The 26,411-nt window shown below is 64.8% G+C and carries 23 protein-coding genes; 12 read left to right on the top strand and 11 right to left on the bottom strand.

The window, feature by feature from the left end:
* Window positions 1–67: 67 nt before the first annotated feature.
* On the bottom strand, window positions 68–943 hold the full coding sequence (locus Q0L25_RS03190; RefSeq protein ID WP_296611525.1) for an alpha/beta hydrolase: 876 nt from the start codon (window positions 941–943) through the stop codon (window positions 68–70).
* Window positions 944–1,283: 340 nt separating this feature from the next.
* On the opposite strand from Q0L25_RS03190, the gene Q0L25_RS03185 reads away from it, so the two are divergent.
* The 3 genes from Q0L25_RS03185 to Q0L25_RS03175 all read left to right on the top strand — a co-directional run bounded on the left by Q0L25_RS03185 (window position 1,284) and on the right by Q0L25_RS03175 (window position 5,087).
* Window positions 1,284–2,750: a DUF4139 domain-containing protein gene (locus Q0L25_RS03185; protein ID WP_296611523.1), complete on the top strand. Its 1,467-nt coding sequence runs from the start codon at window positions 1,284–1,286 to the stop codon at window positions 2,748–2,750.
* Window positions 2,751–2,766: 16 nt separating this feature from the next.
* Window positions 2,767–4,329, top strand: coding sequence for a hypothetical protein (locus Q0L25_RS03180; RefSeq protein ID WP_296611521.1), 1,563 nt, complete (start codon window positions 2,767–2,769; stop codon window positions 4,327–4,329).
* Between the two features lie 92 nt (window positions 4,330–4,421).
* Window positions 4,422–5,087 carry an HAD family phosphatase gene (locus Q0L25_RS03175; protein ID WP_296611519.1) on the top strand — a complete coding sequence of 222 codons (666 nt, stop codon included), beginning with the start codon at window positions 4,422–4,424 and terminating at the stop codon, window positions 5,085–5,087.
* A gap of 33 nt (window positions 5,088–5,120) precedes the next feature.
* On the opposite strand, the gene Q0L25_RS03170 is transcribed toward Q0L25_RS03175, so the two are convergent.
* The 3 genes from Q0L25_RS03170 to Q0L25_RS03160 are packed head-to-tail and all read right to left on the bottom strand — an operon-like array spanning window position 5,121 to window position 10,808.
* On the bottom strand, window positions 5,121–6,389 hold the full coding sequence (locus Q0L25_RS03170; RefSeq protein WP_296611517.1) for a DUF445 domain-containing protein: 1,269 nt from the start codon (window positions 6,387–6,389) through the stop codon (window positions 5,121–5,123).
* Window positions 6,390–6,445: 56 nt separating this feature from the next.
* Entirely contained in the window at window positions 6,446–9,598 is a 3,153-nt protein-coding gene (locus Q0L25_RS03165; protein ID WP_296611515.1) for an efflux RND transporter permease subunit, read from the bottom strand.
* Window positions 9,599–9,611: 13 nt separating this feature from the next.
* On the bottom strand, window positions 9,612–10,808 hold the full coding sequence (locus tag Q0L25_RS03160) for an efflux RND transporter periplasmic adaptor subunit (protein WP_296611513.1): 1,197 nt from the start codon (window positions 10,806–10,808) through the stop codon (window positions 9,612–9,614).
* Between the two features lie 220 nt (window positions 10,809–11,028).
* On the opposite strand from Q0L25_RS03160, the gene Q0L25_RS03155 reads away from it, so the two are divergent.
* Window positions 11,029–11,289, top strand: a complete 261-nt coding sequence (locus Q0L25_RS03155; RefSeq protein ID WP_066588382.1) for a GlsB/YeaQ/YmgE family stress response membrane protein — start codon at window positions 11,029–11,031, stop codon at window positions 11,287–11,289.
* Between the two features lie 97 nt (window positions 11,290–11,386).
* Window positions 11,387–12,112: an SIMPL domain-containing protein gene (locus tag Q0L25_RS03150; RefSeq protein ID WP_296611508.1), complete on the top strand. Its 726-nt coding sequence runs from the start codon at window positions 11,387–11,389 to the stop codon at window positions 12,110–12,112.
* Between the two features lie 50 nt (window positions 12,113–12,162).
* Here the strand turns inward: Q0L25_RS03150 and Q0L25_RS03145 are convergent, their stop codons facing one another.
* Window positions 12,163–12,420, bottom strand: coding sequence for a GlsB/YeaQ/YmgE family stress response membrane protein (locus Q0L25_RS03145; protein WP_296611505.1), 258 nt, complete (start codon window positions 12,418–12,420; stop codon window positions 12,163–12,165).
* 164 nt (window positions 12,421–12,584) lie between these two features.
* Entirely contained in the window at window positions 12,585–12,884 is a 300-nt protein-coding gene (locus Q0L25_RS03140; protein ID WP_066588249.1) for a DUF1153 domain-containing protein, read from the bottom strand.
* Between the two features lie 482 nt (window positions 12,885–13,366).
* Here Q0L25_RS03140 and mnmA point away from each other — a divergent pair, with 482 nt between their 5' ends.
* A complete protein-coding gene (gene mnmA / locus Q0L25_RS03135; RefSeq protein WP_296611502.1) occupies window positions 13,367–14,479 on the top strand; it encodes a tRNA 2-thiouridine(34) synthase MnmA in 1,113 nt (370 codons plus the stop codon).
* 9 nt (window positions 14,480–14,488) lie between these two features.
* Here the strand turns inward: mnmA and Q0L25_RS03130 are convergent, their stop codons facing one another.
* From Q0L25_RS03130 to pdxH, 5 genes are all read right to left on the bottom strand, one after another.
* The gene (locus Q0L25_RS03130) at window positions 14,489–14,806 is read right to left on the bottom strand and encodes a hypothetical protein (RefSeq protein WP_296611500.1); all 318 of its coding nucleotides are present in this window, start codon (window positions 14,804–14,806) and stop codon (window positions 14,489–14,491) included.
* Window positions 14,807–14,815: 9 nt separating this feature from the next.
* Window positions 14,816–15,223, bottom strand: coding sequence for a thioesterase family protein (locus Q0L25_RS03125; RefSeq protein ID WP_296611499.1), 408 nt, complete (start codon window positions 15,221–15,223; stop codon window positions 14,816–14,818).
* 239 nt (window positions 15,224–15,462) lie between these two features.
* Window positions 15,463–16,260, bottom strand: coding sequence for a PhzF family phenazine biosynthesis protein (locus Q0L25_RS03120; protein WP_296611498.1), 798 nt, complete (start codon window positions 16,258–16,260; stop codon window positions 15,463–15,465).
* Between the two features lie 12 nt (window positions 16,261–16,272).
* On the bottom strand, window positions 16,273–17,220 hold the full coding sequence (locus Q0L25_RS03115; RefSeq protein WP_296612208.1) for a cation diffusion facilitator family transporter: 948 nt from the start codon (window positions 17,218–17,220) through the stop codon (window positions 16,273–16,275).
* Window positions 17,220–17,801: a pyridoxamine 5'-phosphate oxidase gene (gene pdxH, locus Q0L25_RS03110; protein ID WP_296611496.1), complete on the bottom strand. Its 582-nt coding sequence runs from the start codon at window positions 17,799–17,801 to the stop codon at window positions 17,220–17,222. The genes Q0L25_RS03115 and pdxH overlap by 1 nt, the downstream gene beginning before the upstream one ends.
* A 106-nt stretch (window positions 17,802–17,907) precedes the next feature.
* Between pdxH and Q0L25_RS03105 the strand changes: the two genes are divergently transcribed.
* The 6 genes from Q0L25_RS03105 to Q0L25_RS03080 all read left to right on the top strand — a co-directional run bounded on the left by Q0L25_RS03105 (window position 17,908) and on the right by Q0L25_RS03080 (window position 26,403).
* A complete protein-coding gene (locus tag Q0L25_RS03105) occupies window positions 17,908–18,801 on the top strand; it encodes a Ku protein (protein ID WP_296611494.1) in 894 nt (297 codons plus the stop codon).
* Window positions 18,802–18,902: 101 nt separating this feature from the next.
* Window positions 18,903–21,410, top strand: coding sequence for a DNA ligase D (gene ligD / locus Q0L25_RS03100; protein ID WP_296611493.1), 2,508 nt, complete (start codon window positions 18,903–18,905; stop codon window positions 21,408–21,410).
* A 200-nt stretch (window positions 21,411–21,610) separates the two neighbouring features.
* Entirely contained in the window at window positions 21,611–24,097 is a 2,487-nt protein-coding gene (locus tag Q0L25_RS03095; protein ID WP_296611491.1) for a circularly permuted type 2 ATP-grasp protein, read from the top strand.
* A gap of 10 nt (window positions 24,098–24,107) precedes the next feature.
* The gene (locus Q0L25_RS03090; protein ID WP_296611489.1) at window positions 24,108–24,998 is read left to right on the top strand and encodes a transglutaminase family protein; all 891 of its coding nucleotides are present in this window, start codon (window positions 24,108–24,110) and stop codon (window positions 24,996–24,998) included.
* Window positions 24,999–25,003: 5 nt separating this feature from the next.
* Complete coding sequence (locus tag Q0L25_RS03085; protein WP_296611487.1) at window positions 25,004–25,426, top strand: hypothetical protein; 423 nt, start codon at window positions 25,004–25,006, stop codon at window positions 25,424–25,426.
* Window positions 25,427–25,476: 50 nt separating this feature from the next.
* A complete protein-coding gene (locus tag Q0L25_RS03080; RefSeq protein WP_296611485.1) occupies window positions 25,477–26,403 on the top strand; it encodes a DnaJ C-terminal domain-containing protein in 927 nt (308 codons plus the stop codon).
* The last annotated feature ends 8 nt before the right edge of the window (window positions 26,404–26,411 follow it).

Here is a 26,411-nt window from a genome sequence, read left to right as displayed (position 1 = left end):
CCGGGCGTTTTGTTTTGCGGAGGCCAGAAGGCCAAGGGAGCCGATGGTTCCGGCTCCCCTCGCCATGTCATGCCAGAGCGGGTTCGGCGTTCTCGGCCTGCGGGGAAATTGCCTCTTTGCCGATAAAGGCGAGGATATCCGCATTGATCAGGTCTGGGTGCGTCGTCATGCAGCCGTGCGGCAGGCCTTGATAGGTCTTGAGCGTGCCGTTTCTGAGCAGCTTCACGGCCAGCGGGCCGGCGTCGGCATAGGGCACGACCTGATCGTCCTCGCTGTGAATGACCAGCACCGGCACGTCGATCTGCTTCAGGTCCTCGGTGAGGTCGGTTTCCGAGAAGACCTTGATGCAATCATATCCCGCATTGGCGCCACCCATCATTCCCTGGCGCCACCAATTGTCGATCAAGCCCTGGATAGGTTCCACGCCCGGTTTGTTGAAATTGTAGAACGGGCCCGAGGCGACATCGAGGTAGAATTGCGACCGGTTCGCCATGAGCGCGGTGCGGAAGCCGTCGAACACCTCGATCGGCGTCCCGCCGGGGTTCGTGTCACTCTTCACCATCACCGGCGGGATGGCGGAAATGAGTACTGCCTTCGATACGCGGCCGGGCTCGGCGCGCGCGACATAGCGGGCAACCTCGCCGCCTCCGGTCGAATGACCGACATGGATCGCGTCCTTGAGATCCAGCGCCCGCGCGAGTGCGATCACATCGGCCGCATAGGTGTCCATGTCGTTGCCGGTGTCGGGCTGCCCAGAACGGCCATGGCCGCGGCGGTCATGCGCGACGACGCGGAAGCCCTTGGCGCGGAAGAACAGCAGCTGATTGTCCCAATCGTCGGCGCTGAGCGGCCAGCCGTGATGGAACACGATCGTCTGCGCGCCGCGCGCGCCCCAATCCTTGTAGAAAATCTCGGTGCCGTCGTCGGTGGTGATGAAAGGCATGGGGGAATTCCTCTCATAAAGAGGCGTGCCGGCCGGCAGGACCGGTGCTGCTGTCTCGCGAAGTCGTCATCGACGGGCCCGGCTACGCTATTCGCCGAACTCGCATCCGACTCGGTCACGGGGACCCGGTGACCTTACAGCCGCGAAGGCCGGGGGTCACTTCATCAATGCCCGCTTGCCCCCAAAGACGCAGTCCGGCGCCCGGCTCTCGTCCAAGCCATTGAGGATCGCACCGAAACGGATGTGGCGCTGCGGGTTAGACCATCTTTCAGCTTCCGTTCACCCGCCAAGACGCTAGCTTAGTCGCAGACAAGACAGCTTAACGAGACGGGGGAAGAAGATGCGCGCACTGGCGGTTTCGGTCCTGTTGATGGCGCCAGGCGCCGCCCTGGCGCAGACCGCGCCGCAGCCGTCGGCGCAGGGCGATGTCTCTGTCACGATCTACAACAACAACCAGGCGCTGATCCAGGATACGCGCCGACTGACTTTGGCCAACGGCCTCAATCGCCAGGAATTTCCCGACGTCTCCGATCGTATCCGGCCCGAAACGGTGCGGCTGTCGATCGACGGCGCATCGATCGTCGAGCAGAATTTCGATTATGATCTGCTGTCGCCGAGCGCGCTGATCCAGAAAGCGGTCGGCCAGACCATCACGCTCGTCCGCACCAACCCGGCGACGGGTGTCGAGACGCGCGAGCGGGCCAAGGTACTGGCGACCAATGGCGGTGTCGTGCTCCAGATCGGCAATAATATCGAGGTGCTGCGCGACGACGGCCTGCCGGTCCGCGTGGTCTATGATTCGCTGCCGCCCAATCTGCGCGCGCGGCCGACCTTGTCGATCTCGCTCGACGCTTCGGGAGGCGGCACGCGGCCGGCGACGCTCAGCTATCTGACCACCGGGCTTGGCTGGAACGCCGATTATGTCGCCTTGTTCGACGAAGCGAAGAGCATGATCGACGTCCAGGGCTGGGTGACGCTGCGCAACGACAACAATGTCGCTTTCACCAACGCCGATACGGTGCTGGTCGCCGGCGCGCCCGGGCAGGGGCGCGGCGGCAATGCCGGCATGGCGCCGGGAACGCTACCGGGAACAGAGAACGCCAGGCGGGTGCGACTGGGCGATTTCTATCTCTATCCGGTCGGGCACCGCATCACCATCGCGCCCAATCAGCAGAAACAGGTCAGCTTCCTGTCGGTCGGCGGCGTGCCGGCGAAGAAGCTCTACCAATATCGCAATGACTGGTACGGATCGTCGAGCGACCCGGTCAGTGCCGCCACGGTCCTGAGCTTCTCAAGCTCGAAGGATGGCGGGCTGGGCGATGCGCTGCCCGCGGGCACGGTCCGCGTCTACATCCGCGACGCCAAGGGCCAGCCGCAATTCATCGGCGAGAACCGCATCGACCACACACCGATGGGATCGACGCTGGCGATCCGCACCGGCGAGGCGTTCGACGTCAAGGTCAAGCCGGCGGTCGAGAAGCGCGAGAAGATCAACAGTGGCGAATGGGAGCGGACCGAGAAATTCCGCATTTCGATCGACGGAGGCAAGCCGACGACGGTCGAGCGCGAGGACGAGGTCACCTATTGGCGCACGACGATGAGCTATACGGTGACCAACGCGCGGCCCGAACCGGTGACCGTCGACCTGGTCCAGGCCGGGCTCGACCGCACATATTGGCACGACACCCGCGTCTCGAGCGAATCGATCAAGGGCGAACAGCGCTCGCTCGACGAACGCTTATGGCATGTGACGGTGCCAGCCAACGGATCGACCGTGCTGACCGTCGCGTTCGATACCCGGTACTGACGGCGAGATCCGCGCGATGCGCGCCGCCTTGCTGTTGCTGCTCGTGCTGGCCGGCGCGATGCCGGCGCGCGCACAGACAATCGTCACGTCCGCCGGCCCCGACAAGGTTTCGGTGACACTCTATCGCGATCCCGATCGCGATGCGGATAGCGCGATCAATCGGTCCTACCCGCAAGGCTTCGCGCTGATCACCGAGACGCGCACGGTGACCATTCCCGCCGGCCCGGCGGTGATCCGGTTCGAAGGCGTGGCGGGCAATATCCTGCCCGAAAGCGCTTTGGTGTCAGGACTGCCCGATGGAGTCGAAGAGAAGAATCTCGACGCGAATCTGCTGTCGCCGCGGTCGCTGTTCGACCGCGCGCTGGGCCGTCGCGTCCTGGTTCGCCGCACCAATCCGGCGACGGGCAAGGCGCAGTTGCTGCAGGCAACGTTGCGCTCGTCCGCTGACGGCGCCGCGGTGCTTCAGTTCGGCGGCGCCTATGGCGACCTCAGATGTTCGGGCCTGCCAGAGGCGATCGTCTATGACGGCGTGCCCGAGGGTTTGTCGGCCAAGCCGACGTTGTCTGTAAAGACGACTGCGAAGGCCGAACGCCAGGTGACGCTGACCCTGTCCTATCTATCGGGAGGGTTCGACTGGCAGGCAGACTATGTTATCGCGATGCGCAAGGATGGGCAAAGCGCCGATCTGTTTGCGTGGATCACCCTGGCATCGACCGATGTCACCACCTTCGTCGATGCCGATACCCAAGTGGTCGCCGGTAAGATCAACCGCACCGCGAACAGCAATTACGGTCCACGCAATTTCGCCTCGGCGAGCTACCTGCCGCTACAATGCTGGCCAGTGCCGGAATATGATCTCGAAGACGCGGATGACGGGTATCAATTGCCATCGATGCCCGCGCCGCCGCCGCCACCTCCTCCGCCGGCACCCGAGGCGATGGACCTAGTTGTTACTGCGAACCGCGCCGGGTTGATGGCCGAGGCTAAGGTGGCGACGGTCGAAGCGCTCGGCGACCTCAAACTCTATCGTTTCCCGACCCGCGTCACGGTCGCGTCGCAATCGCAGAAACAGGTCGGGCTGATGAACAAGCCCGGCGTCAAGCTCGCGCCGGTCTATGTCAGCGATATCGTACGCGAGAGTGCCGAGACGACGTTGTTGCTTCGCGGCAAGAACAATGTCGCCAATGGCCTCGGCGCGGCAATGCCGGCGGGCAAGGCGGCGGTGTTCAGCGAAGTCGAGGGCCAGATGCTGCTGGTCGGCGAATCGGCGATCGACGACAAGGCGGTGGACGAACTCGTCGAGTTCCGCATGGGCCGGCCGCAAAGCGTGTCGACGCAAGTGGTGGGGACGCGCCACCGTCCGGACGACCGCACCACCGCGTACACGTTGACCGTCACCAACGACCAGCCCTGGCCGGTAACCTATGAGGCGAAGATCTATCTCGACGATGACGAGAAGATGGTGCGATCGAGCAGCAGGCTGGGGAGGAAAGACGGCGCGTCTTTCTGGACCACCAGGGTTCCCGCGAACGGCACGGAAACCTTGACCTACGGGGTGCGCAACGATCGCAACAGGTAGGATTCTTGAGCTTCCCCCAGTTGCTGTCGGCCTGCAGCGGAGCGAAGCACAGGACCGTTTCAGGTTGCCGAAATCGCAGCTAGAGCGGCGCGATGCAGCGGCTCGCCATCTATGACATGGACAAGACGATCACCCGGTCGCCGACCTGGATGGCGTTCCTTCGCGCCTGGGCGAGACGGCGACCGTGGCGGGTCGCGGCGCTGGCGGCGAGTGCCGCACCGGCTGCGCTCTATCTCGGTAAGCGCATCGACCGCGCGCGACTGAAGGAAATGACGCAGCGGCTGGTGATGGGGCGGGGGGCGGCGAGCGTCGCGGTCGATCGCGTCGCTGGGCGTTTCGCCGCCAATGTCGTGATGGGGAAGGTATGGGACGATGCCCGCGCGCGCATCGCGGCCGATCGCGCGGCCGGCTATCGCGTGGTGATGGCGACCGCCTCCTACGATTTCTACGTCCGTCCGATTGCCGCCGCGCTTGGCATCACCGACGTCATCGCGACGCCGTCGACGCTGGAACACGGCCGTCTGTTGCCGCGCATCGCCGGCGAGAATTGCTATGGCGACGCCAAGCTGCGGATGATCGAGGCTTGGATGGCGCAGGAAGGGATCGCGCGCGCGGACGCACATATCCGTTTCTATTCGGATCACGTATCGGACGCGCCGACGCTCGCTTGGGCAGACGAGGCTTTCGCGGTAAATCCGCATGCGCCGTTGCTGGCGCTGGCGAAGGAGAAGGGCTGGGAAGTGCTGCGCTGGCGATAGAGCCGGTTCGCATGCACAGGAGGGGGCAAAGCCCTACAGCAACACATCCACCGTATGGATGACGAGCCCGACCAGGCCGCCGACCAAAGTGCCGTTGATGCGGATATATTGCAGGTCACGGCCAACCGCATTCTCCAGCCGCCGCGTGATCGTCTGTGCGTCCCATCCACGCACCGTTTCCGACACCAATCGAACGATCGCGTCGCCATAATCGGCGGCGGTGCCGACCGCGGCGCGGCGGGCGAAGCGGTTGATCGTGTTGGCGAGCTCGGCATCTTCCTGCAAGGTGGTGCCAAGCTGGTGCAGCGCCTCGCCGAACCGGCCGGCCATCATCGCGTCGGGATCGCGCGCGATCTTGAGCATCGCGCCGCGCATCTGTTCCCAGATGCCCTGCCACCAGTCCGACAAAGCAGGATTGTCGAGCATCTCCGCCTTGAACCCCTCGACTCGCGCGCGCATCGTCGCATCGTGCTGCAAATCGTAAGCGAGTTGCGCCAGGCCTTCTTCCGCCTTGGCACGCAACGGATGGTCGGGTTGCGACGCCATGTCCTGGATCATGCCGTCGAGCCCGGCGATGATCTTGTTGGCCAGCGTCTCGTCCAGGCCGGTCCAGCGCATCAGCGATCCGGCGCGTTCGTGCACCATCGCGCGGATCACCGGTTCGTTGGCCGACAGCACCTTGGCCGCCCATTTGATGATGCCGTCGAGCAAAGGTACGTGGCGATTGTCGGCGATCGCGGCGCTCAACGCATTGCCCAGGAGCGGCGAGATTTCGAGCGAGCGCAGGCGCTGCGCCAGGGTCGTCCGCACCATCCCGCCCAACCGTTCCTGGTCGAGCGATTCGAGGATGTCGGCGGCCAGCCGTGACGCCCCGCGCCTTAGCCGCCCCTCGCTCGCGCCCTTCGGACTTGCCAGCCAGCGGCCCGCCGTACCGGCGACGTCCACGCGCTGCATGCGCCGGGCGACGACGCGGGGGACGAGGAAATTATCGCGCAGGAATTGCGCGAGCGTGTCGCCGATCCGGTCCTTGTTCCTCGGCACGATAGCGGTGTGCGGGATCGGCAGGCCGAGCGGGTGGCGGAACAACGCGGTCACTGCGAACCAATCGGCCAGCCCGCCGACCATCGCCGCCTCGGCAAAGGCGCGGACGAAACCCCAGGCGGGGTGATGACCGCCCAACTCGCGCGCGGTCAGGTACAAAGCAGCCATCGCCACCAATAAGGCGGTGGCGACCAGGCGCATTCGCCTGAGGGCAGGGGGCGCGGCCGCCGGGCCGGTAACGGACAGTCGCGCCAGCTTCATACCCGAAACAATCCCTCAAAGCCGGGATTGTTCAAGCTCCCTTTTGCATCCGGCCATCATTCGGCCGGTTGCGGCCCCTGCTCGCCATGGTCGTAGCCGATCGGCTTGGGCGCATCGGGATGCGCGAGCACCGGCCGGCTGTCGTCGCCGGGACGATAGGTCAGCAACACGCGGCGCAGCCACGGTCCGGCCCATTCCTCGATTCCGATCGCCAGGCTGAAGCTTGCCGGCACGATCAGCAAGGTCAGCGCGGTCGACAGGATCAGACCTCCGATCACGACGATGCCCATGGGCGCGCGCCACGAGGCGTCGCCCGACAGAGACACCGCGGTCGGCACCATGCCCGCGACCATCGCGACGGTGGTCATCACGATCGGCTGCGCGCGCTTGTGCCCGGCATCCTCGATCGCCGCCAGGCTGGGCACGCCCTTGGCCATCTCTTCGAGCGCGAAGTCGATCAGCAGGATCGAGTTCTTGGCGACGATGCCGATCAGCATCAGCAAGCCGATATAGACCGGCATCGAGATCGGCTGACCGGCGATCCACAAGGCGATCAACCCGCCAAGCGGCGCCAGCAGCAGCGAGCCCATATTGACGAACGGCGGCAGGACGCGGCGATAGAGCAGCACCAGCACGGCGAAGACCAGGAACACGCCGGCGACCACCGCGACCAGGAAGTTGTTGATCATCTCGGCCTGCCATTTGGCCTGGCCGAGCGTCAGCTGCTGTACGCCATTGGGCAGGTGCTGCATGATCGGCAGCGCGTTGATTTCCTTCCACGCCTGGCCCGACACCAACGGCTTGCCGGTCTTGGGGTTGAGACCCAGATCGGCGCCGATCGTCAGCTGGCGCTGCAGCTGCACGCGTTCGATCTTCGACGGGCTGGCGCCGAAGCCGATATCGGCGACGGTCGACAGCGGCACCGAGCCGCCGTTGATCGTCGCTACCGGGATGTTCTCGATCGTCGCCATCCTTGCGCGTGCCGATTGCTCGAGCGCGACGGTGATCGGGACCTGGCGATCGCTGAGCGAGAATTTCGCCTTGTTCTGATCGATGTCGCCCAAGGTGGCGAGGCGTACCGCGCTCGACAGCGCTTGCGTCGTCACGCCCAGGTTTGCGGCAAGGTCGAACCGCGGGCTGACCACCAATTCGGGCTGCTGCAAGTCGCCCTGGATACGCGGCGCGGTGACCGATTTCAGCTTCGACAGCTGTTGCACGATCGTCTGCGCGGTGGAGGTCAACAATTTGGGGTCGTCGCCACCCAGCACGATGGTGAGGTCGCGCCCGCTCGATCCCCAACCCTGCTGCGAGCGGAATGAAACGCGCGCGTCGGGGATCGCGGCCAGGGTCGGCGCCAGCTGGCGCTCGAACTGGACGCTCTTGAGATCCTTGTCCTTCTTGAAGATCGCGGTCACGCGGCCGTTACCGACAAAGGCACGCGAGTAAACGTCCTCGACCTGCGGCTGCTTCTTGAGGATGGCCGCGACCTTGTCGACCACCGCCTGAGTCTGGGCGAGCGTCGTGCCCGGCACCATTTCGATGCTTGCGGTCGATGCGTCCTGATCCTGGTCGGGCTGGAACGATTGCGGCAGGATGGCAAAAAAGAGCACCGTCATTGCCAATGCCACCGCGCCCGCCACGATCGACGACCAGCGATGGCGCAGCGTCCAGCGCAAAGCCGCCATATACCAATTCATCAGCCGGCCTTCGCCGTGCGCGGCATGACCCTTGGCCTTGAGGAAATAGGCCGCGATCATCGGCGTCAGAAGACGCGCCACCGCCAGCGACATCAGCACCGAGGCGACGACGGTCAGGCCAAAATTCTTGAAGAACTGACCCGAAACGCCCGGCATCAGGCCGACCGGCAGGAACACCGCGACGATCGACATGGTGGTGGCGAGCACCGCGAGACCGATCTCGTCGGCCGCGTCGATCGCCGCCTGATAGGCGGTCTTGCCCATGCGCATGTGCCGGACGATATTCTCGATCTCGACGATCGCGTCGTCGACCAGCACGCCGGCGACCAGGCTCAGCGCGAGCAAGGTCATCTGGTTGAGCGTGAAGCCCAGCTGCTGCATCACGAAGAAGGTCGGGATGGCCGACAACGGGATGGCCAGCGCCGAGATCGCGGTCGCGCGCCAGTCGCGCAGGAACAGGAACACGACCAGGACGGCAAGACCCGCGCCTTCGTACATCGCTTCCATCGCCGAGTGATATTGCATCTCGGCATATTGGACGTTGTTGAAGATCAGCTTGAACTTGACCTTGGGGTTCTTCTTTTCGAGCTCGGCGAGCTTCTTCTCGGCGCCATGGAACACGGTGACGTCCGACGCGCCCTTGGCGCGTTGGAAGTCAAACGAGATCACCTGCGCACCGTTCAGCTGCGAGGCCGAGCGCTGTTCGGCGAATTGGTCGACCACGGTCGCGATATCGGTCAGGCGCACCATGCGGCCGCCGCCGACCGAAATCTGCGTCTGACCAAGCGCATAGGCGTCCTTGGCATTGCCGAGCACGCGCACCGTCTGTTCGGAGCCGGCGATCTCGGCGCGGCCGCCCGCGGCGTTCATATTGACCTGGCGCAGCTGGGCGTTGACCTGGCTGGCGGTCAGGCCGAGCGACTGCAGCTTGTCGGGATCGAGCTTGACGCGAATCTCACGGCTGACGCCGCCATTACGCTCGACCGTCGCCATGCCCGACACCGACTGCAATTCCTTGGTGACGGTATTGTCGATGTACCAGCTCAGCTGCTCGATCGTCATGTCGGTCGAGATCGCGGCGTAATTGGCGAGATCGTTACCGGTGGTGTTGGCGCGCTCAACCTGCGGCTCGAGAATGCCGTCGGGCAAGTTGCCGCGAATCTGCTGCAGTGCGCTGCGCACGTCCTCGACCGCGCGATCGATCGGGGTGCCGATATCGAGCTGGACGATGGTGACCGAATTGCCCTCGGTCACGTTCGAGTTGATCTCGTCGATGCCCGACAGGCTGCGGACCGCGGCCTCGACCTTCTGCGTCACCTGGTTTTCGAGTTCGGTCGGCGCGGCACCGGGCTGGCTGACCGAGACGATCACGACCGGGAAATCGATATCCGGGTCGTTGTTGACCTGCATCGTCGCGAAGCTGACCAGACCGGCGACGGTCAGCATGAAGAACAGGACGAGGCTGGGGACCGGGTTGCGGATCGACCAGGCGGATATGTTGCGGAAGCTCATGCGAACATCCTTCTCAAAGCTTGCGCAGCTGGGGCTTGACCTTCTGGCCGGGGCTCAGGAACGCGCCCGCCGACAATACCACGCGCTCGTCGCCGGTCAGGCCCTGGACGATGGCGACGCCGCGATCGGTGACTTCGCCGGTCTTGATCGCGCGGCGCTCGACCTTGTCGTCCTTACCCAGGATATAGACGAAATTGCCGCTGGCGTCGGTCTGGATCGCCGAATTGGGCAGGATCGGCGACGTGTTCGCGCCGCCATAGATCGTTGCCGAGGCGAAGCCGCCGGGGCGCAACGTGGCGTCGAACGGGATCGCGATGCGGACGATCCCGCGGCGAGACTGCGGATCGATGACCGGGGGCAGCTGCCACACCTGGCCGGCGAACGACTGACTGCCGCCGACCGGCGTGACCTGGGCGCGCGAGCCGACAGATATGCCCTTGATGTCGCCCTCCGCCACTTCGGCCTTGAGTTCCATCTCGCCACCCTTGGCCATGCGGAAAAGCGTGCCCGAACCCGAACTGACGATTTGGCCCGGCTCCACCATGCGCGCCAGCACGAGCCCAGCCGCCGGAGCACGGATGTCGAGCCGGCCGTTGCGCGCCTGCGTCTCGGCGAGCTGGGCCTGCGCGACCTTCACCCTGGCATTGGCTGCCGCGAGCGTCGCTCCCTTGCGTTCGAGATCGGCCTTGGAGATGAAGCCACGGTCGACCAGCGCCTGGGCGCGATTATATTCGCTCTGGGCGATGGCGGCATCCGACTTGGCTACCGCGATCGACGCGGCAAGGCTGCTCGCGGTCTGCACCTGGACCGAGCGGTCGACGGTCGCGAGCACCTGGCCGGCGGCGACCCATTGGCCCGGCTGCACCAGTACCGCGGTCACTCGACCGCCTTCGCCGGCGACGCCGACGGGCATATCGACGCGCGCGGCGAGCGATCCCGTTGCCGACACCATGCGATCGACCGAGTTACGCCCGGGCGACCCCACCGATACGGTGGGCATCTGATCCGCGGGCGCGCCGCTTGCGGTCGTTCCGCCGGTTCCGGCCGCGGGCTTGGCGGCGGGGCGCATCATGAAGAAAGCGACGATCAGCACGACGATGACCGCACCGATCCCTGCCAGGACCAGCCAACGGCGGCGCGGCGCCGCGGTTTCGTCGGTGAGCGCGTACATGCCGCTCGACTCGTAATTCATGTCAGCCACGATCCCCATGTGCCCTGTCATTGAGGCACCATCAGGGCCTCCGTTGGAACTGTATTATAGAAATAAAGCACCGACCTCAAGAGGCTCGGTGCGCTACTTTTATAATGTCTTTTTCGGCCGCGAATCGCAATCCGCAACATTATTTCGTGTCGGAAACGGTTGCATTTGCCGCCGCTTTGGGCGGACGATGCGGCACCGCCGTCAAAGAGGCGGTAAGGAGGGAAGTTCGATGCCCGAAAGATCGATTCTAGGTTGGTTGCTGATCGGCCTCGTCGCCGGAGTTCTCGGCAAGTTCGTGATGCCGGGCAAGGATCCCGGCGGGTTCATCGTCACGATCCTGATCGGCATCGCCGGCGCGTTGCTGGCTGGCTTCGTCGCGCAGACGATGAACTGGACGTTGGTCGGCGGCTGGCAGAACTACGCAGCGGCGACGGCCGGTGCGATCGTGCTGCTCGCTTTGTACAGGCTGGTGGTCAACCGTCGCGTATAGTGCATTCGCATAAGGTCGCGACCTCGTTCAGGTTGGTGTAGTCCGCCCTGTGGCACGGCCGCCAAGGACGGAATGATCCGTCATGTCTGGAGGACATATGCGTTTGCTTGCCACTGCCGTCGTCATCACCCTGTCATCGATCGCGGTTGCTCCCGCGCTCGCGCAGACGATGCCCGTCGCGCCGGCGATGATCCCGGACGGGACGTTGCTCGACATTACCGCGACCGGAAAGACTACGCGCGTTCCCGATCTGGCGACGATCCGCGCCGGTGTCGTCACCCAGGCGCCGACTGCCGCGGCGGCACTTTCGGACAATGCCAACCGCATGAGCGCGGTCCTGTCGGCGCTGAAGCGCGCGGGTATCCAGCCGCGCGATATCGCGACCGCCAATGTCTCGCTGCAGCCGCAATATCGCTATGAGGACAACAAGCCGCCGGTCATCACCGGCTATCAGGCGACCAACACCGTCTCGATTCGCTTTCGCGACATCGCCAAATCCGGTGCAATTCTCGATGCGTTGGTAGCGCAGGGCGCCAACCAGATCGAAGGACCCAATCTCTCGCTCGACCAGCCGGATGCCGCCCTCGACGAAGCGCGTGTCGACGCGGTCAAGCGCGCCCAGGCGCGCGCGCTGCTTTATGCCAAAGCCGCGGGCCTGTCGGTATCGCGCATCCTGACGATCGCCGAAGGTGGAGAAATTGCCGGACCGCCACCTCCGATGCCGGTCTATCGCATGGCCGCGGCCAAGGCGGCGGACACCCAGGTCATGCCCGGCGAGAGCGACGTCACCGTAACCATCACGGTGCGGTTCCTGCTCAAATAAACGAAAAGGGCCGCTCCCGGCGACGGGAGCGGCCCTCCGTTATCTGTCGATCAGCGAGCCAGCCGGCCGCGATTGATCAGGTGGAGGATCGCGAGCAGGATGATCGCCCCCAACACCGAATAGATGAACGTATTGATGGTGATGGCATCGTTGATCCCGGCACCGAACAGCAAGCCGGCGATCACGGCGCCGACGATCCCGACGACGATATTGACGAGAATGCCCGACCCGCCGCCGCGGACCACGAGGCTGGCGAGCCAACCCGCGAGACCACCGACGACGAGCCAGATGATGATGGCTTCAAGCATGCAACCCTCCGGTTCCTGCCCGGCCACGAACGGCCGGATCCTTCCGGGTTACGACGCTCCAATGAGCTGGTTTGTTCCGCTTCCGTTTTGTTGCCGCGGGCGACTCGATTCTTGTCGGCGCATTTTTTCTGCGAAAAAAACGGCAGCCGATTTCCGCGCGGTGCTCAGTATTTCTGCTGGCGCTCGTAGAGGCTCTTATAGTGCTGGATGCGCGTCACGCGCAGCCCGGGCATGCCCGAACGGTCGATGGCGCGCTGCCAGCCAGCGAATTCCTCGACGGTCAGATTGTAGCGGTCGCACACTTCATCGACGCTCAGCAAGCCGCCATTGACCGCAGCCACGACCTCTGCCTTGCGACGCACGACCCAGCGCGTCGTATCCGCTGGAGGCAGCGTCTCGAGAGTCAGCGGCTCCCCGAGGGGGCCGATCACCTTGGCAGGGCGTATTTTCTGGTTCTCAATCATTCACTACCTCGATTGGGGCGGGGGGCCCCCACTCACTTTGGCTAAAACGACCGTTAGCGGCCGGACTTGAACATCCATTGAAGCGTCTAGGTAAACACGTCCTTCATTCTTGGCCCCAATCCGCGATCCGTGCCGCGACTTGCGCGTCGAATGCGCCTGAGGCCGGGAAGAATGCCGAGGATTCAATCACTCGTGTAAATTGCCGAGTCTGAATGAGCGCGGTCGGGCTCGCCGCCTGGCGTGCCGAGATGCCGACCATCAAGACGGCCAGGTCGGGTGGCAGCACCGCGACTGACGCGTCGTGATCGAATCTCAGATAGCTCAGGTCCACGCTTTACCCACCCGCGTTTCAACAGAATCGAGGGTGTACCCATTTTGCCCTAAAGGTCGGTAAAGACGGTGTTCGCGACCGTTTAACTTCGCGAATCCGGGCGATCGCCTAGGCAAATGGCGCCGGCATCCCTATTGAGCGCCGTACAGCAATGACCGAAGCCGACTTCCAACTGGGCCCCGATCTGTCGGGAAAGCGCATCGTCGTCGCCATGTCCGGCGGAGTCGATTCGTCGGTCGTGGCCGCGCTCGCCGCGCGGTCGGGGGCGGAAACGATCGGCATCACGCTCCAGCTCTACGACCATGGCGAGGCGGTGGGGCGCGCCGGCAGTTGCTGTGCCGGACGCGACATCCGCGATGCGCGGGCGGTATGCGACCGGCTCGGCATCGCGCATTACGTGCACGATCATGAAAGCGCGTTTCGCGATGCGGTGATCGATCAGTTCGCCGACGAATATGTCGCGGGACGCACGCCGATTCCCTGCGTCCGTTGCAATATGGGTCCCAAGTTCACCGACCTGTTCCGACTGGCGCGCGACCTCGGCGCCGACTGCCTCGCGACCGGCCATTATGTCCGCCGCGTAGAGGGAGCCGAGGGAGCCGAACTCCACCGCGCGGCTGATCCGGCGCGCGATCAGAGCTATTTCCTGTTCGCTACCACGCAGGACCAGCTTGATTTCCTGCGCTTTCCGTTGGGCGGTCTGCCCAAGCCGCGCGTGCGCGAACTTGCCGCCGAACTGGGGTTAGGCGTTGCCGCGAAGCCCGACAGTCAGGACATCTGCTTCGTTCCCGACGGCGATTATGCGAGCCTGGTCAAGAAGTTGCGGCCCGAGGCGGAAGCCGGTGGCGACATCGTCGACCTCGCCGGCCGCAAGCTCGGCGAGCATAAGGGCCTGATCCACTTCACCATCGGCCAGCGCCGCGGGCTCGAGATCGGTGGCAGCCCCGAACCACTCTACGTCGTAAGGCTCGATCCAGCGACGCGCCGAGTGATCGTCGGCCCGCGTGCCGCGCTCGGCGTCGCCTCGGCGCGGCTGTCAGACATCAACTGGCTTGGCGGCGATTATAGCGGCCCGGTCAGCGCCAAAGTCCGTAGCCTCGCCAAGCCGGTGCCGGCGCGAATCTCCGGCGATAGAGTGCTGTTCGATAGCCTCGAATATGGAGTGGCGCCGGGGCAGGCGGCGGTGCTTTATGCCGGCGATCGCGTGCTTGGCGGTGGCTGGATCGAAGAGACGCAGGCGGCGGAAGCAACGCTGGCCGCGTAAGCGGGCCGTTCAGTTCTGTGCTTTGAGCTGGACCTTAGGCCAGATTACCCAGACGACTGTGCAGATTGTTGTCGGGATGACCGACATAGAGCAGAGCATCAGGATAAGCCCAAACCCGTCCATAAGGCCACCTTCGCCGCCGAGCAGCATGTAGCCACCGATTGTGAGGACAACCCACCCCAGCCACGATAGGCCCATCTGCAAGATCTTGGATGGAGCCGTGTTTGTACGCAATAGGAGCGCAGAGAGAAAAGCCGTGGCGAAGATGGCTGCGCCTTGTGCTGCCATGAACGGCGCGAGCGCCAACAAACTCACGACAATATCCATGGACGACCTTTAGTCTCCCTTCGGAAAAAAGCGCTCGATCACGCTCGACGCCAGGCGCGCGGGGCGCAGCGTTCGGGCGTCGATGCAGCACCAGCTCGACTTGACCTCGGCCAGCACGTCCTCGCCGCGGTGGATCACCGTCTGGTAGAAAGCGCGCGCGCCCTGGACCTTCTCGAGCAGCACCGTGGCGATCACCTCGTCGTCGAGGAAGGTCGGCTTGCGATAGGTGATCTCATGCTTGAGCGCGACCCAGAGCAGGCTGGCGACAGCGTCGGCGGGCGCGATTTTCTGCCAATGGCTCAGCACCGCATCCTGCACCCACTTCAGATAGGAAGCATTGTTGACGTGCCCCATGAAGTCGATGTCGGCGGGTTGGATGCCGATCGGAAAATCGTGTGGGAGGGCATGGTCGGTCACGGCCGGGACCATAGCGGAAACAGTGGAAAATAGCCAGTTTTGACGGCGGTGAAGCGGACGCTACGGAAAGCTGGGATGACATGAATTCCTCCCCGGAATGGGGAGGGGGACCATTCGCGTAGCGAATGGTGGAGGGGCCCGCGACAACGAGCAACAGACCAGGGGCTAGCGAACGGCAGGTCCCCTCCACCACGCGCTATCGCGCGCGGTCCCCCTCCCTGTGCCGGGAAGGATTTAGGTCACCCCAACAGAAACGTCCCTTCCAGCACCGTTACGCAATTGCCGCCGAGGATCACGCGATCGCCCTCCAGCCGGCAGTCCAAATAGCCGCCCCGCGCGCTTGCCTGGAATGCCGTGAACCGGTCGCGTCCCAGCCGCTTCGCCCAATAGGGTACTGCGACCGCATGCGCCGATCCGGTCACCGGATCCTCGTCGATCCCGCCCCCGGGCGCGAAAGCGCGGCTGATGATGTCAGTATCGTCGCCCGGAGCGGTGGCGATGGTGAGGACGTCGCCATCCGCCGCCAGCGCACGGAAATCGGGTGTGAGCGCGCGCACCTGATTCGCGCTTTCCAGCACGATCAGCGCATAGCGATGCTCGTGCCACAAGGTCTCGACCGCGCCGTCGATGCCCAAAGCTGCGACAATATCGGGCAACGGTTTGGGCGAGGGCACCCAGGCGGGCAGCGCCAGTTCGTAGCTGCCGCCGGCCCGCGCGACCTCGAGCGTTCCGGCCTTGCGCGTGCGGAAGCGGACGCGCTCGCGATCCGGGTCCGACGACAGGACGAAATGACCGCTCGCGAGCGTCGCGTGACCGCACATCACGACTTCGACCGCCGGCGTGAACCAGCGCAGGTCGAAATCGACGCCGTCATCGTCGGCGGCGACCAGGAACGCGGTCTCGGACAGATTGTTCTCGGCCGCGATCTTTTGCAGCACGTCGTCGTCGAGCCAGTCGTTCAGCGGCATCACCGCCGCCGGGTTGCCCTCGAAGGCGTGACGCGCGAACGCGTCGATCTGCGCGATCGGTAGCCTCATTGTCGTCTCCTTTTAGATGCGCTTGCCGAACCAGTGCGGCGTCACATCCGCCTCGACCAGCGGATTGTCGGTATCGACATGCCCTTCGGGATCGACATGGATCAGCACCTCGACCTTGGGGAAGGCTTTGTGCAGCGCGGTCTCGACGCGTTCGACGATCTCGTGCGACTGTGCCACGGTCAGGTCGCGCCCGACCTCCATATGGAATTGCGCGAATTCGTGGCTGCCCGATCGCCGCGTCCGGAAATCGTGAATGCCTTTCAGGCCTTCCTGCCGCGCCGCGACTTCGATGAACTGCTTGCGCAGGTTCTCGGGCCATTCCTTGTCCATCAGCTGGTCGATTGCGGTCGACGATGCTTGGAACGCGCCCCAGGCAAGCCATGCGGCGATGATGATGCCGAACACGGGGTCGGCACCGCGCAGGCCGGCATATTGTTCGAGCAGCAGCGCGACGATCACCGACAGGTTGAGGAACAGGTCGGACTGGTAATGGACCTTGTCGGCCATGATCGCGACCGACCCGGTCTTGCGGATGATCGATCGCTGATAGGCCAGCAATGCGAAGGTCGCGAGAATTGCGATGATCGATACGCCGATGCCGAACTCCGCTTCGGTCGTCTGGGTCTTGTCGCCGAGCTTCATGATCGCACGCCAGGCGATGCCGGCGGCCGACAAGGTGATCAGCGCGACCTGGAACAAGGCAGCGAGCGCCTCCGCCTTGCCGTGTCCGAAGCGATGGTCGTGATCGGCGGGCTCGGCCGCGACCTTGACGCCGTATAGCGTGACCAAGCTGGCGAGTAGGTCGAGCGCGGTATCGGCCAGGCTGCCGAGCATCGCCACCGACCCGGTCGAATAAGCGGCATAGCCCTTGAGTCCGAGCAGAAACACCGCCATCGCCACGCTGGCCAGCGCGGCGCGGATCGCGAAGGGAATGATGCGGCGGCGCTCGCTCTCGGTCATCATGGGTAGAGCAGTCCTTCGGACCAGGTTCCATCGCCGGCAAGGTCGAACGCGCGGCGCTCGTGCAGGCGGTGCGCGCGGTCCTGCCAGAACTCGATATGGGTTGGGGTCAGGCGATAGCCACCCCAATGCGGCGGGCGCGGCACGTCCTGGCCCTCGAACCGCGCCTTCGCCTGTTCGTAGCGCGCTTCGAACGTCGCGCGCGCGTCGAGCGGACGCGACTGGTCCGATGCCCAGGCACCGAGTTGCGAATCGCGCGCGCGGCTGGCGAAATAGGCGTCCGATTCGGCGTCCGAGGCCAGGCCGAGGCTGCCTTCGATACGGATCTGTCGGCGCAGCGACTTCCAGTGGAACAGCAACGCAGCATGCGGATTGGCCGCCATCTCGCCCGCCTTGCGGCTTTCGCGGTTGGTGTAGAAAACGAAGCCGTCGCGGCCATGGCCCTTTAGCAGCACCATCCGCACCGACGGGCGTCCCTGCGCGTCGGCAGTGGCGAGCGCCATCGCGTTCGAATCGTTGGGCTCGGTTTCGCGTGCTTCGGCGAACCAGCTATCGAACAGGGCGAAGGGATCGGTGCTCATGGCAGCGCTTTACCGCCGCCTCCTTGCCTCGTCACCCCGACTTGTTCCCGGTGACGGAACGACTCCCCATCCTGGGAATTGAATCGGTTTCGCAACGGAGGTGACGATGGCCGCACGGGCCTATTGGCAGGGACAGATCAGGCTGGCGCTCGTCTCGATCCCGGTCGAGATCTACACCGCGACCAAATCCGGCGCGCAGGTGGCGTTTCACCAGATCCACGAACCTTCGGGCAAGCGGATCAAGTATGAGAAGACCGTGCCCGGCATCGGCGAGGTGGATCCCGACGAGATCGTCAAAGGCTTCGAATATGAGAAGGGCGAATATGTCCTGCTCGACCAGGACGAGATCGACGCGGTGAAGCTCGAATCGAAAAAGACGCTCGAGCTCACCCAATTCGTCGACATGGATGAGATCGACGTCCTCTATTACGAGCGGCCCTATTTCGTCGTCCCCGCCGACGATCTTGCCGAGGAGGCGTTCATCGTCCTGCGCGAGGCGCTGCGCCGGTCGAAAAAGGTCGGGATCGGCCAGCTCGCGATGCGCGGGCGCGAATATGTCGTCAGCCTGAAACCTTGCGGCCGCGGCATGGTGTTGGAAACGCTGCGCTATGCCGGCGAGGTCAATCGCGCGCAGGGTTATTTCCGCGACATTCCCGATGACGAGCCCGACGAGGATCTGCTCGATCTCGCGACCGCGTTGATCGACAAGAAATCGTCCAAGTTCGATCCCGCCAAGTTCCACGACCATTATGTCGATGCGCTGAAGGACCTGATCGCGCGCAAGGCCAAGCAGAAATCGCGCCGCAAGATCATCGAGGACAAGGACGACGAAGGGACCGGCCGCTCCGGGTCCAACGTCATCGACCTGATGGCCGCGCTCAAGAAATCGATCGAGAAGCCGAGCGCCAAGCCGGCGCAGAAGGAGAGCGTCACGACCACCAAGAAGACCGCGCGCAAAAAGGCTCCGGCGCGGGCCGCTCCGGCGAAGAAGCGTGCTTGAGCCTCACTCGTCATCCCGGCGGAGGCCGGGATCGCCGGCGGTTCTAGCCGGAAAGGTGCCGCCAGCGGCCCCGGCCTGCGCCGGGGCGACGGGATATTGCCATGGCTGACCGGGACCCCCTCGCCAAATATAACGCCAAGCGCGACTTCTCGAAGACCGCGGAACCCAAGGGGGAGCGTAGCGGCACCGCCGGGCATCGGTTCATGGTCCAGAAGCACGACGCGACGCGGCTGCACTGGGATCTGCGGCTCGAAGTTGACGGCGTGATGAAGAGCTGGGCCGTGACGCGGGGCCCCAGCCTCAATCCCGACGACAAGCGGTTGGCGGTGCAGACCGAGGATCACCCGATCAGCTATGCCGATTTCGAGGGCACGATTCCCGAAGGCGAATATGGCGGCGGCACCGTGATGTTATGGGATGACGGCTGGTGGGAGCCGATTCCCGGCAAGTCCGCAAAAGATCTGGAGAAGGGGCATCTGCATTTCATCCTCCATGGGGAGAGGATGAAGGGCGAATGGCTGCTGATCCGGCTTAAGCCGCAGGGAAAGGAACGGAATACCAACTGGCTGCTGAGGAAGCTGGAGGACGATTATGCCGGCGGTTCTGACGATCTGGTCGAGAATGCCGTCACCAGCGTGAAGACCGGCCGTTCGATGGCGGAGATCGCCAAGGGGAGGAAAGCGAAGGAACTGGCAAGCTGGAAGAAGCTGCGTTCCTCCAATACGTCGCCCCGGCGAAGGCCGGGGCCGCCGAGTGGCTCGGATTCCCCCGTGAAACGCAGCGGCCCCGGCCTCCGCCGGGGCGACGCTAAGATGCCCAAATTCCGCGATCCCCAGCTCTGCACCCTGGTCGACTCCGTCCCGACCGGCACCGGCTGGATTCACGAAGTCAAATATGACGGCTATCGCGCGCTGATCGCGATCGGTGGCGGCAAGGCCAAGGTCTATACGCGCAATGGCCTCGACTGGACCGACAAGTTCCACGCCATTGCCGACGCGGCGGCCAAGCTGCCGGTGGGATCGGCGCTGATCGACGGGGAGATCGTCGCGTTCAAGGACGGGCACCCCGATTTCTCGACATTGAAGGACGCCATTTCCAACGACGGCGACATGACCTTGTTCGCGTTCGACCTGCTCGAACTCGACGGCGAAGACCTTGCCAAACTGCCCCAGGTCCAGCGCAAAGAGCGCCTGCGCCCGCTGCTCGAGGGCGCTGATGCGCGGCTGCAATATGCCGAGCATATCGTCGGCGAAGGCGAGAAATTGTTCGAGACGATGTGTCGCGAAGGTTATGAAGGAATCGTCTGCAAGCGGGCCGACGCGCCTTATTCCGGCCGCCGCACCCAGGCCTGGCTCAAGGTCAAATGCCTGCTCCGCCAGGAATTCGTCATCGTCGGCTGGACCGAGAGCGACAAGTCGCGCGGATTTCGCGCATTGCTCCTCGGCGTCCATGAAGATGGCGAACTGCGCTATGCCGGCAAGGTCGGCACCGGCTTTTCGGTCGAGACGATGAACGACCTACGTGCCAAATTGGACAGGCTCGCCCGCAAGACGCCGACAGTGGAGGCACCGCGCGCCGCCACCCGCCGCGTGCATTGGGTAACCCCAAAGCTGGTCGCCGAGATTGCCTATACCGAGACGACGCCCGACAAGGTCCTGCGGCACCCAAGCTTCCTGGGGCTGCGCGGCGACAAGGAGGCCGAAGAGGTGGTCGTGGAAAAAGCCAAGCCTGCCCTCAAACCGAAAGCGTCGAGCGTGAAGATCACCCACCCGGACCGGTTGATCTTTCCCGATTCGACAGTGACCAAGGGTGACCTAGCCGCATTCTACGAGGCGATGGCGCCCGTAGCGCTGCAATGGATCGCCAACCGCCCGATCAGCCTGGTGCGCTGCCCCCAGGGACGCGGGAAGCATTGCTTCTTTCAGAAGCATGACGCCGGCTCGTTCGGCGAGCACGTCAAGCATGTGAACATCGAGGAGAAGGACGGGTCGGTCGAACCCTATCTCTACGTCGATGATGCCGACGGGCTGCTGCAATGCGTCCAGATGGGGACGATCGAGTTCCACGGCTGGGGATCGTCGGTCGCCGACGTCGAAAAGCCCGATCGCCTCGTGTTCGACCTGGACCCCGATGAGGGACTTGGTTTTGCCGAGGTGAAGAAAGCCGCGGTCGAGATCAAGGGCCATCTCGCCGAGATCGGCCTCGTCAGCTTCGCGATGGTGTCGGGCGGCAAGGGCGTCCATGTCGTCGTGCCGTTGACGCCTGAGGCCGAATGGCCGGCGGTCAAGGATTTCGCCGACCGCTTCTGCGTGGCGCTCGCCCAGGCCGAGCCCGACCGTTTCACCGCCACCATGTCCAAGGCCAAGCGCAAGGGGAAGATCTTCCTCGACTGGTTGCGCAACCAGCGCGGCGCGACCGCGGTGATGCCCTATACCGCGCGCGCGCGCGCCAAGGCGCCGGTTGCTGTCCCGGTGACCTGGGCAGAACTTGGCGACCTCGAGACGCCGGCCAAGTGGCATGTCGGGGATCAGGACGAGTTGCTGCAGCGCGCGTCGTCGAAGGAGCTGGCGGGATGGGGGATTGCGCGGCAGGTGCTGCCGGATCTTTGAACACTACCATCGTCACCCTGGCCTTGTGCCGGAGTCCAGCGGGCGGCAAGCGCAAGACTGAAGGCCCGAGCTTCTCGCTAACCTGCACATTGGATGCCGGGACAAGCCCGGCATGACGAATTTGAGGTCGGCCCGATCTCAATCCATGTTGCCACGCAGCATGGTTTGTGGTGGTTAGCCTTTCCCAAGGGGAGGCCCGGTTGGCCAGTCATGCGCTCAGCGAAGGTTTGTTCGATGCCACGGCAAATGCCGCGCGCTGGCTGGCGGACTATCGCGGACGGGTCGGCGAGCGCGATGGCGACGTCGTAGCTAGCGGCGATCCTGACGCCTGGACCGCCGCGTTCGAGGAACTCGCGGTCGCTGCAGGGGACGACCTCGCCCATGCCCAGGAACGCGTACAGCGCCACGCCGAGGATATCGGCACCGGGTTTCGCGTCGCCGGCGATTCGGACGAGCGCCCCTGGCCGGTGTCGCCGGTCCCGCTGCTGATCGCTGAAAGCGAGTGGCGCGTGATTGCCGAGGGCGTGGCGCAGCGAGCCGGGCTGATCGAAGCCGTGCTTGCCGATATCTATGGTGAGGGCGCTCTGATCGCCGACGGTGCAATCCCAGCGGCGCTGATCAACGGCAGCCCGCTGTTCCTGCGACCGATGGTCGGGTTGACCTTGCCCGGGGGCTACCAGCTCCAGTTCGCCGCATTCGATCTCGGGCGCGGCCCCGATGGCGAGTGGCGCGTGCTTGCCGATCACCTGCGCGCGCCGGCGGGTGCCGGCTATGCGCTCGAAAACCGCCTCGCCACATCGCGGACCCTGGGCGGATTGCAGGGCCGCCTGAATATCTTCCGCCACGCACCCTTCTTCACCGCGTTCCGCGACGGCCTCGCGGCATTGTGCAAGCGGGCCGAGCCGCGAATCGGTCTGCTCACTCCCGGCCGCTGGAATGCCAGCTATGCCGAACAGGCCCATCTCGCGCGCTATCTCGGTTTTCTGCTGGTCGAAGGCGCCGATCTCGCGGTCGCCGAGGATCGGCTTTACGTCCGCACGATCGCCGGGCTGAAGCGCGTCGATGCGCTGTGGCAGCGCGCCGATCCGCGCATGCTCGATCCGCTCGCGTTCGATTCGCATTCGACGATCGGGGTCGCCGGCCTGATCGACGCCTTCGCCGCGCACAATGTGCTGATCTCCAACGCGCCCGGCGCCGGGGTCCTCGAAGCGCCGGCGCTGCAAGCCTTCCTGCCCGCACTGTCCGAACGGATCATCGGCGAGAAATTGAAGCTGCCCAATATCGCCACCTGGTGGTGCGGCGACGATGCGGCGCGCGCCACGGTGGAGGCGCGGCTCGACAGTTTGATGATCGCGCCCGCGTTCGGCGTGAACCCGCTCGGTCTGCCCGATGGCGCTGTGCAAGGGTCCGAATTGTCGGCCGAGGCGCGCCGGACGCTGCTCGAGGACATGGCGCGGCGGCCGCAGGATTATGTCGGGCAGGAACTGGTCCGGTTGTCGACCATGCCGGTGGTCGCCGATCATCAGTTGGCCGCGCGGCCCTTCACTTTGCGCGTGTTCGCGGCACGCGGCGTCGACGGCGACTGGACGGTGATGCCCGGCGGCTTTGCCCGGATCGGCGAGCATCCCGATATTCGTGCGGCGGTGATGGGCAAGGGGATCTGGTCGGCCGATGTCGCGATCTACAGCCCCGATCCGGTCCCTCAGGCCTCGCTGCTGCCGGCGCCCGACAGCACGCAAATCCGCCGCAATCCCGGTACGCTGCCGAGCCGCGTCGCAGACAATTTCTACTGGCTCGGCCGCTATCTCGAACGCGGCGAGGCATTGCTGGCGATCATCCGTGCAATGCTCGGCAATTCGATCGATGCCGATGCGGGCGCCGCGCTCGACCATGATACGGTCGGGCGGATGGCCGGGTTGGTCGTTGCCGCCGGCGCCGCGGCGCACCCCGCGCATCTCAAACGCCCCGATCTCGTCCAGCTTGCAAGGACCGCACTCGACGCGCTCGACGGCTGGAACAACATCCCGGCGATCAATCGCATGGCGCGGACCATTGCCCAGGTGTCGCGCGACCGGCTGTCGGCGGACGTCGTACGCCTGCTCGACGCGCCGCATCCGACCAAGGGATCGATGCTCGACCGCTGCGGGTCGCTGCAACGGCGCTATGCCGCTTTGTCGGGTCTGGCGGCGGAGCATATGGGCCGGACCGCGGCATGGCGCTTCCACGATCTTGGCCGTCGCGTTGAACGCGGGCTGGCGGTGGCGCGGCTGGTCCGCACTTTCGGCATGACCGGCGCGTCGAGCGATGATCTCACCACGTTGCTGGATCTCGCCGATAGCCAGATCGGTTATCGCCAGCGCTATCTCACCGGGATCGCGCGGGTGCCGGTCGTCGATCTCGTCGCGCTCGATCCGGGCAATCCGCGCAGCCTCGCTTACCAGGCAGATCGTATCGCCGAGCATCTCGACGAGCTCCCCGTGCTCAATGACGACGGCTTGCCTGAAGAGCAGCAGGCCGAAGCACGAGCCTTGTGCGCCTTGCTGTCGACCGCCAGCGCGGCGCGGCTTGATATCGGCCAGCTCGATCAGGCCGAACGCCAGCTTGCGCATTTGTCCGACGCAATCGCACGACGGTATTTTCTGCAAGGGGCGGAACCCTTGCGCGCGGGCGGACTTACGCTGGCGTGAGATTTGGGGCGTGATCTACGATATCCGGCACGTCACGCGGTTCGATTACGGTCGGCCGGTCGCTTTCGCGCGCTGTAACCTGCGGCTCAAGCCGATCCTGTGGTCGGGGCAGAGGGTCGAGCGTTACGAACTGACGATAACGCCGGCCGGCGAGACGCGGCCGGCGCTGGCCGAAGCGGGGCTCGCCAACCTCACGCGGCTGGTCGTCACCGAACGCGTCCGCACCCTGACGATCGAAAGCGTCTCGCGCGTCGTGGTCGACCGCCCGGTGCCGGTGCCGCAGCCCGACGACCCGACTCTGGCCGGGGTCGCGGCTTTTGCGCGCGCCAATCGCGACCTCTCGCCCGCCGGGCCGTCGGCCTATCTCTATCCGTCGCCGCTGATCCCGCTCGACGCCGATATCGCGGCGTGGTGTGCGCAGGATCTCGATCCCGATCGCAACGCGCTGGAAGCCGGCATCGCCTTGGCGCGGCGCATCCAGCGCGAGTTCGCGTTCGATCCGGCGGCGACATTGGTAGACACGCCGCCGCGCGAAGCGTTCCTGAAACGCCGTGGCGTGTGCCAGGATCTGACCCAGATCATGATCACCGGCTTGCGCGCCGCCGGCCTGCCGGCTGCCTATGTCAGCGGCTATATCCGCACGATCCCGCCGCCCGGGCAGGAGCGGCTGATCGGTGCTGATGCAACGCATGCCTGGGTGATGCTTTGGTGCGGTCCGGCGCGCGGTTGGGTTGGGGTGGACCCAACCAACGGCATCTGGATGGCGGGCGACCATATCATCATGGCCATGGGCCGCGACTATGCCGAGATCGCGCCGATCGACGGCATCGTGCTGGGATCGGGGGCGCAGAAGATGGACGTGTCCGTCGACGTTGCGCCGGTGGACGACGTATCGGCTTGAAATCAATGATCGACGCAGCAGGATACGACTGTGTCTGGCTCGTCAGCGACATCGCGGACTGTTTAGCGGCGGTCGTGACCGCCGGCGCCGGCCCGCTTCCGGAAAGCGTTTTCGATGGCCCCGTCGATCTATCCGATCTGGAGCATAGACTTCGTCAGTTACCGGTTGTCGGGACGGCCAATGCCCTCGTCGAGGATGGCGATATGACGAGCTTTCTCGAGCTGGCCAGGCGCGGGTTGTTCGTTTTCGACTGGACGGACGTTCATCGCACCCGCCGAGCAAGTATCGGAGCCTACCAGCTAGTCGCCGTACCGGCATGCGCTATTCACACATCCGATCTGCCAGCCGATCTCCGCGTCATCGCTCAGCGACAGCGGCTGTCATCGGCGTTCGGCGATCATTTAACGCTCGACATGCTCTCGGATTGAACGCTCTTCATTTGCGCTCTGCCGCGCAATCCCCCAAATAGCGCCCCAAGATGGCAGCTGATCCCTATACCCTGCTGGGCGTATCCCGCACCGCGACCGAAGCGGATATCAAGAAAGCCTATCGCAAGCTTGCGAAGGAATTGCATCCCGACCGCAACACCGACAATCCCAAGGCGGCGGAGAAGTTCAGCCAGGTGACGTCGGCCTATGACCTGCTGAGCGACAAGGACAAGCGCGCGCGCTTCGACCGCGGCGAGATCGACGGCGACGGCAATCCAGCCGCGCCGTTCGGGTTCGGCGGTGGCGGCGGCGGGCCGCAAGGCGGCTTCCGCGCCGATTTCGGCAGCGAGCAGGCGGGCGACTTCAGCGACCTGTTCGAAGGCCTGTTCGGCGGCCGTGGCCGACCCGGTGGTGCTGGCGGCTTTGCTGGCGGCTTCGGACGTCGTGCGCAGCCCAAGGGTGCCAATGTCGCCTATCGTCTGACCGTTCCGTTCACCGACGCCGCGACCCTGGCGCCGCAGCGGATCACGCTCGCCGACGGCAAGACGATCGATCTCAAGCTGCCGGCGGGAGTCGAATCGGGGACGCAGATGCGCCTGAGCGGCAAGGGTCAGGCCGGTCCCGGCGGCAATGGCGACGCGATCGTCACGATCGAGATCCAGCCGCACCGTTTCTTCACCCGCGACGGCGACGATATCCGGATCGATTTGCCGATCAGCCTGTCCGAAGCCGTGCTGGGCGCGAGCGTTCGCGTGCCGACCGCCGATGGCGCGGTGATGCTGACCGTTCCCAAGGGATCGACCTCGGGCAAGACGCTGCGGCTCAAGGGCAAGGGATTCCACAAGAAAGGCGGCGGGCGGGGCGATCAACTCGTCACGCTGATGGTCGACCTGCCGGTCGACGACGACGCCCTGGTCGAGTTCGTCCAGGGATGGAAGGACAAGGACAGGAATCCGCGCGGCAACCTCGGCGTCTGACGTCGGTT

This window comes from Sphingomonas sp. (assembly GCF_024508665.1).
In the GTDB taxonomy this organism is placed as follows: Bacteria; Pseudomonadota; Alphaproteobacteria; order Sphingomonadales; family Sphingomonadaceae; genus Sphingomonas.
Note: the sequence above shows the minus strand (reverse complement) of the source record. Positions and strands in the feature narration are given on the sequence as shown.

Excerpts from the sequence above, each read along its gene's own strand:
- Q0L25_RS03190 (WP_296611525.1), bottom strand. The coding sequence starts at position 943 with ATGCCTTTCATCACCACCGACGACGGCACCGAGATTTTCTACAAGGAT.
- Q0L25_RS03185 (WP_296611523.1), top strand. The coding sequence starts at position 1,284 with ATGCGCGCACTGGCGGTTTCGGTCCTGTTGATGGCGCCAGGCGCCGCC.
- Q0L25_RS03180 (WP_296611521.1), top strand. The coding sequence starts at position 2,767 with ATGCGCGCCGCCTTGCTGTTGCTGCTCGTGCTGGCCGGCGCGATGCCG.
- Q0L25_RS03175 (WP_296611519.1), top strand. The coding sequence starts at position 4,422 with ATGCAGCGGCTCGCCATCTATGACATGGACAAGACGATCACCCGGTCG.
- Q0L25_RS03170 (WP_296611517.1), bottom strand. The coding sequence starts at position 6,389 with ATGAAGCTGGCGCGACTGTCCGTTACCGGCCCGGCGGCCGCGCCCCCT.
- Q0L25_RS03165 (WP_296611515.1), bottom strand. The coding sequence starts at position 9,598 with ATGAGCTTCCGCAACATATCCGCCTGGTCGATCCGCAACCCGGTCCCC.
- Q0L25_RS03160 (WP_296611513.1), bottom strand. The coding sequence starts at position 10,808 with ATGGGGATCGTGGCTGACATGAATTACGAGTCGAGCGGCATGTACGCG.
- Q0L25_RS03155 (WP_066588382.1), top strand. The coding sequence starts at position 11,029 with ATGCCCGAAAGATCGATTCTAGGTTGGTTGCTGATCGGCCTCGTCGCC.
- Q0L25_RS03150 (WP_296611508.1), top strand. The coding sequence starts at position 11,387 with ATGCGTTTGCTTGCCACTGCCGTCGTCATCACCCTGTCATCGATCGCG.
- Q0L25_RS03145 (WP_296611505.1), bottom strand. The coding sequence starts at position 12,420 with ATGCTTGAAGCCATCATCATCTGGCTCGTCGTCGGTGGTCTCGCGGGT.
- Q0L25_RS03140 (WP_066588249.1), bottom strand. The coding sequence starts at position 12,884 with ATGATTGAGAACCAGAAAATACGCCCTGCCAAGGTGATCGGCCCCCTC.
- mnmA (WP_296611502.1), top strand. The coding sequence starts at position 13,367 with ATGACCGAAGCCGACTTCCAACTGGGCCCCGATCTGTCGGGAAAGCGC.
- Q0L25_RS03130 (WP_296611500.1), bottom strand. The coding sequence starts at position 14,806 with ATGGATATTGTCGTGAGTTTGTTGGCGCTCGCGCCGTTCATGGCAGCA.
- Q0L25_RS03120 (WP_296611498.1), bottom strand. The coding sequence starts at position 16,260 with ATGAGGCTACCGATCGCGCAGATCGACGCGTTCGCGCGTCACGCCTTC.
- Q0L25_RS03115 (WP_296612208.1), bottom strand. The coding sequence starts at position 17,220 with ATGACCGAGAGCGAGCGCCGCCGCATCATTCCCTTCGCGATCCGCGCC.
- pdxH (WP_296611496.1), bottom strand. The coding sequence starts at position 17,801 with ATGAGCACCGATCCCTTCGCCCTGTTCGATAGCTGGTTCGCCGAAGCA.
- Q0L25_RS03105 (WP_296611494.1), top strand. The coding sequence starts at position 17,908 with ATGGCCGCACGGGCCTATTGGCAGGGACAGATCAGGCTGGCGCTCGTC.
- ligD (WP_296611493.1), top strand. The coding sequence starts at position 18,903 with ATGGCTGACCGGGACCCCCTCGCCAAATATAACGCCAAGCGCGACTTC.
- Q0L25_RS03085 (WP_296611487.1), top strand. The coding sequence starts at position 25,004 with ATGATCGACGCAGCAGGATACGACTGTGTCTGGCTCGTCAGCGACATC.
- Q0L25_RS03080 (WP_296611485.1), top strand. The coding sequence starts at position 25,477 with ATGGCAGCTGATCCCTATACCCTGCTGGGCGTATCCCGCACCGCGACC.